Genomic DNA, 10,386 nt, shown 5'->3' with positions numbered 1-10,386 from the left:
AAGCGGGTCTTGTTCGTCTCTAACAGCGCATAAATGCGCCTGATCCTGTAAGAGTGGTGTGTGACGCGTCATTCTTTTTGTTACGAGATAAGGGTGGCAGATCATCATTCTGCCACCCTTATCTTTGTAGAGACTGTCCTTTGAGTCAGGTCCTTTTTATTAATGCGACGGCGTCGCCGCAAGACGTGCTGCCATCAACTGTTGAATTGTTTCTCGATCGTTCTGGTGCAGTAAATCGACGATTTTACTGCCGACGATGACCCCCGAGACTGGGCGGCTCAATTGTTTGACGTGTTCCGGTGTACTGATCCCGAACCCGGCAAGTACAGGTACTGGACTGTTTGCTGCGACGTTCGCTAAGTGGTCTTCAAGCGCCGTATCAAACGTCGTCTGTCCACCTGTCGTTCCGTTGACCGTGACCGCATAGAGGAATCCTTCACTTTTATCGGCAATCTTTTGAATCCGCTCCATCGGACTCGTCAAGGAGACGAGCTGGACGAGCGCGATGTCCGATTTGTCCTCTTGCTCGAAGAACTGTTCGCTCTGCTCAAGCGGCAAATCAGGAATAATCAGTCCGTCGACCCCGACTTCGCGACATGTCGCTAGAAACACCGTTAATCCGTAGCGGAAAATCGGATTTAAGTACGTCATCAAGACGACAGGAACATCGACGGTCTGACGAGCAACGCGAACTGCCTCGAGGACATCCTTCAGTCCGACGTTCGCTTCTAGTGCGCGAAGTCCCGCTTCTTGAATGACTGGACCGTCAGCGACAGGATCCGAAAACGGAACACCGACTTCAATCGCTGTCGCTCCGGATTCAGCGAGAAACGACAGGATTTCCGGGAGTTGATCAATCCCTCCGTCTCCCCCCATGACGTACGGAATGAAGGCTTTCTCCCCTTTGCTCGTAACGGTACGAATGGCTGTTTCTAATCGCATCACGCTTCCCCCTTTAGTGCGTTTCTGACAGTGACGACGTCTTTATCGCCCCGTCCTGATAAGCAGATGACGAGAATCTCTTCCTTGTCCATCTCTGCCGCGAGTTGAGTCGCGTAGGCAATCGCGTGTGCCGACTCAAGTGCCGGGATGATTCCCTCCTTGCGGCTCAACAACTGGAGTGCTTCCAGTGCTTGTTCATCGGTCACCGCTTCATATTGGACACGACCGATATCTTTTAGCAAGCTATGCTCCGGTCCGACACCCGGGTAATCGAGTCCAGCTGAGATCGAATGCGCTTCTTGTACTTGACCGTGTGCATCCTGTAAGAGATACATCATCGAGCCGTGCAAGACACCGACCTCTCCTTTTGTCATCGTCGCTGCGTGTTTCTCTGTGTCGATTCCGCTGCCCGCTGCTTCAATGCCATACAATTTTACATCTGTATCATCGATGAACGGGTGGAACATCCCGATCGCATTACTACCGCCGCCGACACAAGCGACGATCGCCTCTGGTAGACGCCCCTCTTTTTCGATGATTTGGCGTCGTGTCTCTTTTCCGATGACTGCTTGGAAATCACGGACGAGTTGCGGGAATGGGTGTGGTCCGAGAACAGAACCCATCAAGTAATGCGTGTCTTCGACATGTTTGACCCAGTAGCGGAGTGCTTCATTGACGGCATCTTTGAGTGTCCGACTGCCTTGTGTGACTGGGATGACGGTTGCTCCAAGTAACTCCATCCGGAAGACGTTCAATTCTTGACGACGGACGTCCTCTTCTCCCATGAAGATGACACATTCGAGATCGAGTAAGGCACAGACCGTCGCTGTCGCGACACCGTGTTGTCCTGCCCCTGTCTCAGCAACGATTTTTCGTTTCCCCATCCGTTCAGCCAGTAACGCTTGACCGATCGTATTGTTGATTTTATGTGCACCGGTATGGTTCAAGTCTTCTCGTTTCAAATAGATCTTTGCGCCACCGATCGTTTGCGTCAAATGTTCGGCAAAATAAAGTGGTGTTTCACGTCCGACGTATTCTTTCAATAATTCGTCCATCCGCGCTTGAAACGCTGGATCTTCTATTACCGTTGCGTAAGCTTCTTCGAGTTCGATCACCGCGTGCATCAATGTTTCCGGGATGTAGCGTCCTCCGTATTTACCGTATTGTCCGAGTGTATCTGGTTGTGCGTAGCTCATACTTCTCTCTCCTTTACGGCATCTGCGAATGCCTGCATTTTGATGGGATCTTTCCGTCCATCCGTCTCGATGCCACTTGAGACATCGACGACGAACGGGTGATATCGTTTGATTGCTTCTCCGACGTTTCCTGCTGTCAAGCCACCGGCAATGAACAGTGGTCGATCGGCTTGAATGTCTCGTGACCAGTCGAATGTCTCGCCACTTCCAGCAACCGGTGCGTCAACGAGCAAATAATCCGTCTGTTGCTCTACTTGTCCGATGTCCGTCACCGGAATCGCTTGAATGACGGGAACTGGTATCTCTCCGTCCGGAATGACACCATGAATTTGGACGAGATCTAGCGCGACTTGTTCGACCGCATCGGTCACCTGCTGGTAAGTCGGGGAGACGAAGACACCGACGACTTGGACCGTTTTTGGAATGTCGCGTCTGAGACGAGCCGCCTCTTCCAGCGTGACCTGTCGTTTACTTTTAGCAAAGATAAAGCCGATGTAGTCCGCTAAGCGAACTGCCGCTTCGACATGTTCTCTTTCCCGGAGACCACAGAACTTAATCCGTGTCATACGCGAACGCCACTCACTTCTCGGATGAAGACTTGCGGATCGTCTGCCCGCATCAACGTCTCGCCGACGAGGATCCCGTCTGCACCGGCAGCGTGTAATCGCTGTGCTTCCTCGACCGTCTTGATGCCACTCTCACTGATATACCGGACGTCCGATTGTTTTTGTTCGAGTAATCCGACCGATGTCTGTAAATCAACTTCGAACTTTTTCAAGTTCCGGTTGTTGATGCCAATGATTTGCGCACCAATCGCCTCTGCTCGGCGTAACTCCTCTTCGTCATGGACTTCGACCAAGACCTCAAGTCCTTCTGCGTAAGCATACGCATACAAGTCAGCAAGCGTCTCCTGCTCGAGAGCGGCGACGATTAAGAGAATCAACCGTGCCCCATGTGCTTTTGCCCGGTCGATTTGAATCCGATCAATCATGAAATCCTTACAAAGCACCGGGATATCGACTGCTGCAGCGACTGCCGCTAAATCGTCCATCGATCCTTTGAAGTACGTCTCGTCCGTCAAGACGGAGATGACAGTCGCCCCACTCGCTTCATATTGTTTGGCCTGAGTGACGACGTCGACGTCGAGTGCGATGGCACCTTTTGATGGCGACGCTCGTTTGATTTCCGCGATGACGGATAAATCCGCTCCCGCTAGTCGTTGCTTAATCGACGGCTTCAATGCCTCCCGACTGATCCGTTCGACACCAGTTAATTTTAATTGCAGGACTTCTGCTCGTTTCGTTTCGATGATGCGATCTAAGATATTCATCCGATTGCTTCCTCCCGTGTCATTTGTCGTAATTGATTCAATCGTTCCATCGCCCGTCCTGAGTCGATGCTATCCGCTGCTAAGGCGATTCCTTCTTCGATCGTCTTCGCCCAATTTGCTGCAAAGAGGGCAATTCCGGCATTGAGTAGGACCGTGTCGCGATAAGCACCATGCTCTCCACCAAGAACACGGAGTAAAATCGCCGCATTCTCTTGTGCACTACCTCCGCGAATTGCTTCAAGCGGTGCGGTCTTCAGTCCGACTTCCTCCGGATGAAGACTGAAGCGGATCAGCTCGCCTTCGTCGAGTAAGACGAGTTGGTTCGTTCCGGCAAGGGATGCTTCATCCATTCCATTCGCACCGTGTAAGACGATTGCCCGCTTCCGTCCGAGTCGATGCAATGTCAACGCCATCGTCTCAAGCATATCCTCCCGGTAAATTCCTAATAGTTGTGTCTTGAGCGGGACCGGATTCGTCAACGGCCCGATCAAGTTAAAGATCGTTGGAATCCGCAGATCGCGTCGGACCTTCATGATTTGCTTGACGCGTGGGTGCATCCGTTGCGCAAACAAGAAGGCGATTCCGTTCGACTCGAGCTGTTCTGCTAAACGTTCCGGTGTCGCATCGAGCGAAACCCCGAGTGCTTCGAGCACATCAGCGCTGCCCGTTTTACTCGAGACACTCCGATTCCCGTGCTTCGCGACTTTTATGCCGGCACCTGCCAGAACGAAGGCGGCTGTCGTACTGATGTTGAACGATTGTGAGCCGTCGCCTCCAGTGCCGCAGTTATCCATGAAATCGCCGGTGACCGGAATGTCGAGGGCGACCTCGCGCATGATTGAAGCGAGACCGGCTAATTCTTCTGCAGTCTCTCCTTTTGCTTTCAATGCGACGAGAAAAGCGGCAATTTCGCTATCGGTAACGTCTTCCGCAAATAGTTCGCGTGCTGCCTGTTGCATCTCTTCATATCGTAAATGTTTTGCTTCTGCTAATTTCAATAACGTCTCTTTCATCGTTCGTCACTCCTTTGTCAATTCAATGAATCGTTTAATCATCTGCTGTCCTTGTGGTGTTCCGACAGATTCAGGATGGAACTGGATTCCGAACGTCGGATGCGTCCGGTGCTCGAGTGCCATGATCGTCCGGTCATCCGTTTCTGCTGTGATGACGAGCTCCGTCGGTAAGTCGTTGCGAGCGACGATCAGCGAATGATAGCGCATGACCTCTAACGTTTCCGTCATTTCGTCGAAGAGTTGTCCCGATTGTCGAATCATCGATGTCTTCCCGTGCATGATGACTGGTGCTTCGACGACGCGTCCTCCGAATGCTTCGCCGATTGCCTGATGTCCGAGACAGACACCGAGAATCGGTACTCGACCCGATAATTGACGAATGAGATCGATGCAGATGCCAGCGTCAGCCGGGCGACCGGGACCGGGTGAGAGGATGATGCCGTCTGGTTTCATCTCGCGTAGTTCTTCGATGCTGACCGCATCGTTTCGAATGACGTGAACGTCCGTATAAACGGATGCGTATTGGTATAGGTTATAGGTAAAGGAATCATAATTATCAATTAGGACGATCATTTCCAAACCTCCAGTAGTGATTTCGCTTTGTGTAACGTCTCCTGGTACTCGAGGCGTGGAATCGAGTCGTAGACGATGCCAGCTCCTGCTTGAACAGAAGCGACACCATCCTTGATCACCATCGTCCGGATCGCGAGGGCAAAATCCATATTCCCTCGAACATCGAAATAGCCGACCGCCCCGGCATATACTTCTCGTTTCACCTGTTCGTACTGGTCGATCAACTGCATCGCTCGGATTTTCGGAGCTCCCGTGACCGTCCCAGCCGGTAGACAAGAGACGAGTGCGTCTGCGCCGGTCTTTCCGTCTGCTAACGTCCCTTCAACGACAGAAACGAGGTGCATGACGTTCTTGAAGCGCTCGATTTGCATGAATCGCGTCACCTCGACGGTACCAATCTGACAAATCCGACCGAGGTCGTTGCGTCCGAGATCGACAAGCATCCGGTGCTCGGCCCGTTCCTTCTCATCGTGAAGCAACTCCTCTGCCAGTCGTTCGTCCTCTTCTTTCGTCTTCCCCCGGCGGCGTGTGCCGGCAATCGGATTCGTCGTCACTCGATTCCCTTTGACTTGGACCAAACTTTCCGGGGAGGCCCCGAGTACGATCGCTTCGCCTAAGTCGATATAGAAGAGATAAGGGCTTGGATTGTCCTTGCGGAGCTTCCGGTAAAACTGGAACGGGTCACCTGAGAACGTCGCATCGAGGCGTTGTGAGAGAACGAGTTGGAAGACGTCGCCTTGGCGAATATGTTTCTTTGCTTGTTCGACGAGTCCTTCAAACGTCTCTTGATCCATCAACGGTTCATAGACGACATCCCGGAGAGGACGCTCGATATCCGTTCGCTCCCGTGGTTGCTCAAGTTGTGCTTTTCGTTCTGCTAAACGTTGACGTAATTCATCACGATCAGTGATGCCACCGAGCGACGTCTGAATCAAATGAACACGATGTTCGAGATGATCGAACAGGATGATTTGGTCGTATACAGCGAGTAGCGCGTCCGGTAGTTGTCTCGTTCGCTCTGGAATATCACCAAGCGTTTCATATGCGCGCATCATGTCGTAACCGACATATCCGATCCCACCCGCTAAAAACGGAAGGTCTTCTTCGACGCCACCCCGGAGGATCATCTGTTGCATCAGTCGTACTGGATCACCCGTTTCCTGCGTCAATCGACCTGTCGTCAACTGTTCCCGCGTCACGGTCCGTCCCTCTGCGCGAATCATCTCCACCGGATCAACACCGATGATCGAATACCGTCCTTGATCCGTATGCGCAGAACTTTCAAGCAAACATTTCTGTGTTCCGCTCAGTTGTTGAAAAATCATGATCGGCGTCATCTCGTCGCTGTTTAGTTCAAGTTGTTCGATGATAAGTGTGTCTGTCTGAACCATCCCTGTTCGCCTCCTGGAATATAAAAAAGTCCCCCACACAGCGTATGCTGCATGGAGGACGATTATCTCGCGGTGCCACCTCTCGATTGGAACGGTTTGACCGTTCCCACTTTGTCTGATGCGTCTTAATAAGAGACATCATAGCCTACGATAACGGGGGCATCCGTCGCGACCTACTTCTTCGTTCAGCCACGCTCTCATGAGACCATTCACGAAACCTCGCCGTACGGAAGTCACACCATTCTCCCGCTCTCTGAAACGCCGATGTTGTCTCGCTACTTAACTCACTCTACGATTTGTTTGATTCGATTGTATACGAAAAGGGTCTTCTCGCCCATTCATGTAGAACATGAAGGACGGGAAGACCCGCGGTACCACCTTCGTTGACGATGCTGACACCGTCCCCTTTGAAACGAACCGGACCGTTGTCCTGATTCGTCGACCCCGATAACGGGAGGAACCCGTCAGAGCCTACTACCCATTGAAGGGATTCGGTCTGAAGCTCAGAAGGCCATTCGCTTGTTGCCCGATACTGATTCGCACCACCCATCAGCTCTCTTGAATCGTTTCACAAGTTACTTCTCTTCGTCTTTGCTATCGTGTGTTGAATTGATTCTTATATTACGATGCTTCTTCTTCCCTGTCAACTGGAAAAACTCAGTATAAGGAAAGTTGGTTCGGATCAATCGATTCGAGCGCTTGTTTGACAGTTTGTAGGAACTGTCCGGCTACGAGTCCGTCGAGCACCCGGTGGTCGATCGACATACAGAGGTTGACCATGTCGCGTGCTGCGAACATGCCGTTCACCCAAACTGGACGTTTGACGATTGATTCAACGGATAGAATCGCCGCTTGCGGGAAGTTAAGAATCGGTGCTGATTGGATCGAACCGAATGATCCCGTATTGTTAACCGTAAACGTCCCACCTTGCATCTCTGCAGATGACAACGTGCCGGCTTGTGCGCGTTTCCCGAAGTCATCGATCGCGCGTGCGATCCCCTTGATGCTTAATTCATCCGCATTCTTGACGACCGGTACGAACAGAGCGTCCTGCGTCGCGACAGCAAGTGATAGGTTGATCGCTTTCTTTTGAATGATCTTATCTCCCGCCCATGTCGAGTTCATGATTGGATGTTTCTTCAATCCTTCGACTGTCGCCTTCATGAAGAACGGTAAGAACGTCAATTTGACCCCTTCTTGTTTGAAGAACGCATCTTTATGACGATTACGTGCTTCGACCAAGTTCGTGACATCAACTTCGATCATCAACCAAGCATGTGGCGCTTCGTGTTTCGCGCGAACCATGTTCGAAGCGATCGCTTGACGCACACCGGCAGTCGGAATCTCGATGTCGCCCGTTTCCGTCGGTTGTGGTGCACTGACCGGACGTTTTGGTGCGGGTGGTGCTTCTGCCGGAGGCGCTACCGGAGCCGCTTGCGCTTCCGGTTTTGGTTCCGTTGCTTGTGGTGTCGGGATCGATCCAGAGTCGATCAGTTTCAAGAGATCTTTCCGGGTAATCCGGCCGCCCGCTCCTGTACCCGTCACTTGTTCGAGATCAATGCCATGCTCACCCGAGAGTTTCAAGACCGCTGGTGAATAGCGTTTTTTCATCGATGTATCAGCCGACGTCGTTTCTTCGACAGCCGGCACTTCTTGTTCGGTCGCCGCGACTTCCGTCGATCCGCCGCTGACTTGCATCGTGACGATCGCGTCACCGACTTGCAACGTATCACCTTCTTCTGCAAGCAGTTTTTCAATCACACCATCAAACGAAGATGGGACTTCTGCCGTTACCTTATCGGTAATGACTTCTGCAATCGGATCATATTTTTTGACAGTATCGCCCGGTTTGACAAGCCACATCGAAATCGTTCCTTCAGTAACACTTTCCCCGAGTTGTGGCATCGTAAGTGTTTCAGTCTTCATCGGTCAGTTCCCCCTTAGTATGCGTGTAACGTCCGGATTTTATCTTCAATTTTCTCGCTTGAGATGTTGAAGAACTTCTCCATCGTCGGAGCGTATGGCATCGCTGGGACGTCTGGACCACAGAGTCGTTCGATTGGTGCATCGAGATCGAACAATGCTTCTTCTGCAATGATCGCCGACACTTCACTCATGACGCTACCTTCTTTATTGTCTTCCGTGACGAGCAAGACTTTCCCCGTTTTTTTCGCTGCTTCGACGACTGCTTCGCGGTCGATTGGATACACCGTCCGCAAGTCAAGGATGTGGACATCGATTCCGTCTTTTTCAAGGCGTGTTGCTGCCTCAAGTGCCATATGAACACATAGCCCGTAAGTGATGATCGTCACGTCTTCGCCCTCACGCTTGACGTCTGCTTTACCGATTTCGACCGTATAGTCGCCTTCAGGAACATCTCCTTTTAACAGACGATAGCCTCTTTTGTGCTCAAAGAACAAGACCGGATCATTCGAACGAATCGCTGCCTTTAGCAATCCTTTTGCGTCATATGGATTCGATGGGATGACGATTTTCAGTCCTGGCGTCGAGTTGAACATCGCTTCGACCGACTGAGAATGATAAAGTGCCCCGTGAATACCGCCGCCGAACGGTGCGCGGATGACGATCGGACACGTCCAGTCATTATTCGAACGGTACCGAATCTTCGCTGCTTCACTGACGATTTGGTTGACCGCTGGCATGATGAAGTCAGCGAATTGCATTTCAGCAATCGGACGCATGCCGTACATCGCAGCTCCGATTCCGACACCGGCAATCGCACTCTCAGCGAGTGGTGCATCGATGACACGCTCTTCTCCGAATTGTTCGAGCAATCCTTGGGTCGCCCGGAAGACACCACCACGGACACCAACGTCTTCACCGAGGATGAAGACGGACTCGTCGCGTTCCATTTCTTCTTTGATTGCACTATTGATCGCTTCGATTAAACTTAACGTCGTCATTTCGTTTCCTCCTCGTCGTACACGTAACGTAATGCATTTTCTGGCGCATCGTAAGCTGCTGCTTCCGCATAAGCCGTTGCTTCGTCGACTTCTTTCTCCATCGCTTGTTCGATTTCAGTCGCTGATTCTTCCGTCAGGACGCCCATTTCAATCAAACGCGCCCGGAAGAGTTTGATCCCGTCACGTGCTTTTAAGGCATCGAGTTCTTCAGCAGAACGGTACGATTTATCGTCATCATCCGATGAGTGTGGCACGAGACGTTCGACTTCAACTTCAATCAAGGTCGGACCTTCTCCCCGTAATCCGCGCTCGCGTGCTTCCTTGACGACCTTGTAGACAGCGAGTGGGTCGATGCCGTCCACCGTATAGCCTGGCATACCATAGCCGATCGCCCGATCAGCAACGTGTTTCGCCGACAGCTGTTTCGAGAGAGGTGTCGAGATCGCGTATTTATTGTTTTCACAGAACAAGATGACCGGAAGTTTATGAATTCCGGCGAAGTTCGCCCCTTCATGGAAGTCTCCTTGGTTTGAAGAGCCCTCTCCGAACGAGACGTAAGCAACGAGTGGTTCCTTACGCATCTTCGCAGCCAGTGCAATTCCAACAGCATGTGGGACTTGTGTCGTGACCGGACTTGAACCCGTGACGATATTCAAGGCACGTGAACCATAGTGTCCTGGCATTTGACGACCACCTGAGTTCGGATCTTCTGCCTTTGCGAATGCCGACAGCATGATATCGCGTGACGTTTGACCGAAGTGTAAGACGACGCCTAAATCACGGTAATACGGCAAAATGTAGTCCGTTCCTTTTTCAAGGGCGAACGCTGCACCGACTTGAGCCGCTTCTTGTCCTTGACATGAGACGAGGAAGGGAATTTTACCCGCTCGGTTCAACTTCCACATCCGTTCGTCGATCTTCCGCGCACGGACCATCGTTTCGAACATCTGAATCGCGTCCTGTTCCGTTAATCCGAGTTCTACTAATTCTTTGAATTCTATTTTTTCCATCCGTAAT

General features: G+C 51.6%; 10 protein-coding genes and 2 other annotated features. All 10 genes read right to left on the bottom strand.

From position 1 onward, the window contains the following. Nucleotides 1-159 precede the first annotated feature (159 nt). A complete protein-coding gene (gene trpA, locus B4C70_RS09205) occupies nt 160-942 on the bottom strand; it encodes a tryptophan synthase subunit alpha (protein WP_290778673.1) in 783 nt (260 codons plus the stop codon). Next, nucleotides 942-2,138, bottom strand: coding sequence for a tryptophan synthase subunit beta (gene trpB / locus B4C70_RS09200; protein ID WP_290715361.1), 1,197 nt, complete (start codon nt 2,136-2,138; stop codon nt 942-944). Before trpB ends, trpA begins: the two co-directional genes overlap by 1 nt. Then, nucleotides 2,135-2,704 (bottom strand): phosphoribosylanthranilate isomerase, encoded by a 570-nt coding sequence (locus B4C70_RS09195; protein WP_290778671.1) that lies wholly within the window; start codon nt 2,702-2,704, stop codon nt 2,135-2,137. Before B4C70_RS09195 ends, trpB begins: the two co-directional genes overlap by 4 nt. After that, complete coding sequence (gene trpC, locus B4C70_RS09190) at nt 2,701-3,468, bottom strand: indole-3-glycerol phosphate synthase TrpC (RefSeq protein WP_290778668.1); 768 nt, start codon at nt 3,466-3,468, stop codon at nt 2,701-2,703. Before trpC ends, B4C70_RS09195 begins: the two co-directional genes overlap by 4 nt. Continuing rightward, nucleotides 3,465-4,481, bottom strand: a complete 1,017-nt coding sequence (gene trpD / locus B4C70_RS09185) for an anthranilate phosphoribosyltransferase (RefSeq protein WP_290778666.1) — start codon at nt 4,479-4,481, stop codon at nt 3,465-3,467. Before trpD ends, trpC begins: the two co-directional genes overlap by 4 nt. Nucleotides 4,482-4,487: 6 nt before the next feature. Beyond that, on the bottom strand, nt 4,488-5,054 hold the full coding sequence (locus B4C70_RS09180) for an anthranilate synthase component II (protein WP_290778663.1): 567 nt from the start codon (nt 5,052-5,054) through the stop codon (nt 4,488-4,490). Next, nucleotides 5,051-6,445, bottom strand: a complete 1,395-nt coding sequence (trpE, locus tag B4C70_RS09175; RefSeq protein ID WP_290778660.1) for an anthranilate synthase component I — start codon at nt 6,443-6,445, stop codon at nt 5,051-5,053. The genes B4C70_RS09180 and trpE overlap by 4 nt, the downstream gene beginning before the upstream one ends. A gap of 51 nt (nt 6,446-6,496) precedes the next feature. Further along, nucleotides 6,497-6,746, bottom strand: a binding site (T-box leader). A 48-nt stretch (nt 6,747-6,794) separates the two neighbouring features. Further along, nucleotides 6,795-7,046, bottom strand: a binding site (T-box leader). Between the two features lie 56 nt (nt 7,047-7,102). Next, entirely contained in the window at nt 7,103-8,371 is a 1,269-nt protein-coding gene (locus tag B4C70_RS09170) for a dihydrolipoamide acetyltransferase family protein (protein WP_290778657.1), read from the bottom strand. Between the two features lie 14 nt (nt 8,372-8,385). Next, on the bottom strand, nt 8,386-9,369 hold the full coding sequence (locus B4C70_RS09165) for an alpha-ketoacid dehydrogenase subunit beta (RefSeq protein ID WP_023467596.1): 984 nt from the start codon (nt 9,367-9,369) through the stop codon (nt 8,386-8,388). After that, nucleotides 9,366-10,379 carry a thiamine pyrophosphate-dependent dehydrogenase E1 component subunit alpha gene (locus B4C70_RS09160; protein WP_023467595.1) on the bottom strand — a complete coding sequence of 338 codons (1,014 nt, stop codon included), beginning with the start codon at nt 10,377-10,379 and terminating at the stop codon, nt 9,366-9,368. Before B4C70_RS09160 ends, B4C70_RS09165 begins: the two co-directional genes overlap by 4 nt. Between the last annotated feature and the right edge of the window lie 7 nt (nt 10,380-10,386).

The organism is Exiguobacterium sp. UBA5002 (assembly GCF_002396765.1).
Taxonomy (GTDB): domain Bacteria; phylum Bacillota; class Bacilli; order Exiguobacteriales; family Exiguobacteriaceae; genus Exiguobacterium_A.
This window is presented reverse-complemented; position numbering and strand designations above follow the sequence as displayed.

Bases quoted from the DNA above. Each gene is read 5' to 3' on its own strand.
- trpA (WP_290778673.1), bottom strand. From the start codon at position 942: ATGCGATTAGAAACAGCCATTCGTACCGTTACGAGCAAAGGGGAGAAA.
- trpB (WP_290715361.1), bottom strand. From the start codon at position 2,138: ATGAGCTACGCACAACCAGATACACTCGGACAATACGGTAAATACGGA.
- B4C70_RS09195 (WP_290778671.1), bottom strand. From the start codon at position 2,704: ATGACACGGATTAAGTTCTGTGGTCTCCGGGAAAGAGAACATGTCGAA.
- trpC (WP_290778668.1), bottom strand. From the start codon at position 3,468: ATGAATATCTTAGATCGCATCATCGAAACGAAACGAGCAGAAGTCCTG.
- trpD (WP_290778666.1), bottom strand. From the start codon at position 4,481: ATGAAAGAGACGTTATTGAAATTAGCAGAAGCAAAACATTTACGATAT.
- B4C70_RS09180 (WP_290778663.1), bottom strand. From the start codon at position 5,054: ATGATCGTCCTAATTGATAATTATGATTCCTTTACCTATAACCTATAC.
- trpE (WP_290778660.1), bottom strand. From the start codon at position 6,445: ATGGTTCAGACAGACACACTTATCATCGAACAACTTGAACTAAACAGC.
- B4C70_RS09170 (WP_290778657.1), bottom strand. From the start codon at position 8,371: ATGAAGACTGAAACACTTACGATGCCACAACTCGGGGAAAGTGTTACT.
- B4C70_RS09165 (WP_023467596.1), bottom strand. From the start codon at position 9,369: ATGACGACGTTAAGTTTAATCGAAGCGATCAATAGTGCAATCAAAGAA.
- B4C70_RS09160 (WP_023467595.1), bottom strand. From the start codon at position 10,379: ATGGAAAAAATAGAATTCAAAGAATTAGTAGAACTCGGATTAACGGAA.